General features: G+C 66.9%; 2 protein-coding genes. Both read right to left on the reverse strand.

Translation table 11 applies throughout. The features are described 5' to 3' along the window. On the reverse strand, positions 1-878 hold an 878-nt coding region (locus EC845_RS01255; protein ID WP_148077207.1), incomplete at its 3' end, for an electron transfer flavoprotein subunit alpha/FixB family protein. A 60-nt stretch (positions 879-938) separates the two neighbouring features. Continuing rightward, positions 939-1,667 (reverse strand): electron transfer flavoprotein subunit beta/FixA family protein (locus EC845_RS01260; RefSeq protein WP_148077208.1); only part of this gene is annotated, 729 nt, incomplete at its 5' end.

Here is a 1,667-nt window from a genome sequence, read left to right on the forward strand (position 1 = left end):
TAGTCGGCCACACTGAAGATCGGTGCCTCCGGGTCCTTGTTGATCGCCACGATCACCTTCGAATCCTTCATGCCCGCCAGATGCTGGATCGCCCCCGAGATGCCCGCAGCGATGTACAACTGCGGCGCCACGATCTTGCCCGTCTGCCCCACCTGCCAGTCGTTGGGCGCATAACCCGCATCCACCGCCGCCCGGCTCGCCCCCAGCGCCGCACCCAGCTTGTCGGCCAGCGGCGTCAGCACCTCGTTGAACTTCTCGCTGCTGCCCAGCGCCCGGCCGCCCGAGACGATGATCTTCGCGGCCGTCAGCTCCGGACGGTCGCTCTTGGTCACGTCCACGCCCACAAAACGGCTCTTGCCGCTGTCGGCCACCGCCGCGATGCTCTCCACCGCTGCGCTGCCACCCGTGGCCGCTGCCGCATCGAACGCCGTCGTGCGCACCGTGATGACCTTCTTGGCATCGGCACTCTGCACCGTCGCGATCGCGTTGCCCGCGTAGATCGGCCGCTCGAACGTGTCGGCCGACTCGACCTTGGTGATGTCGCTGATCTGCGCGACGTCGAGCCTGGCGGCCACGCGCGGTGCGGTGTTCTTGCCGCTGGCCGTCGCCGGGAACAGGATGTGGCTGTAGTCGCCGGCCAGCGCCAGGACCTGGGCGGCCAGGTTTTCCGCCAGCCCGTGGGCCAGGCTCTCGCCCTCGGCCAGGATCACCCGGGCGACGCCCGTCACCTGCGCGGCCGCCTGCGCGGCGGCCGCCGCGCCCTGGCCGGCCACCAGCACGTGCACGTCGCCACCGATCTGGATGGCCGCCGTCACGGCGTTGAGGGTGGCAGGCTTGATGCTGCTGTTGTCGTGTTCTGCAATGACCAGAATGCTCATGGTGCGTGTTCTTTCCGTATCTGTCTGTTCTTGCGGCGATGTGACCGGCGGCTCAGCGCCTCACAGCACCTTGGCTTCGTTCTTGAGTTTGTCGACCAGCGTGGCCACGTCGGGCACCTTCACGCCGGCACCGCGCTTGGGCGGCTCGCTGACCTTGAGGGTCTTCAGGCGCGGCTTCGCATCCACGCCCAGGTCTTCGGGCTTGAAGACCTCGAGCGGCTTCTTCTTGGCCTTCATGATGTTGGGCAAGGTCACGTAACGCGGCTCGTTGAGGCGCAGGTCGGTGGTGACGATGGCCGGCAGGTCGATGCTCAGGGTTTCCAGGCCGCCGTCGATCTCGCGGGTGACCTGGGCCTTGCCGTCGGCGATCTCGAGCTTGGAGGCGAAGGTGGCCTGCGGCAGATCGGCCAGGGCAGCCAGCATCTGGCCGGTCTGGTTGGCGTCGTCGTCGATGGCCTGCTTGCCCAGGATCACGAGCTGGGGCTGCTCCTTGTCGAGCAGGGCCTTGAGCAGCTTGGCGACGGCCAGCGGCTGCAGCTCCTCGGCGGTCTCGACCAGAATCGCACGGTCGGCACCGATGGCCAGCGCCGTGCGCAGCGTCTCCTGCGCCTTGGCGTCGCCCGCCGAGAACGCAACGATCTCGGTGACCACGCCCTTTTCCTTGAGCCGCACCGCTTCTTCCACCGCAATCTCGTCGAACGGATTCATGCTCATCTTGACGTTGGCGATGTCCACACCGCTGCCATCGGACTTCACGCGGACTTTCACGTTGTAGTCCACGACTCTTTT

It is taken from the genome of Comamonas sp. BIGb0124 (assembly GCF_003752175.1).
Classification (GTDB): Bacteria; Pseudomonadota; Gammaproteobacteria; order Burkholderiales; family Burkholderiaceae_C; genus Comamonas_F.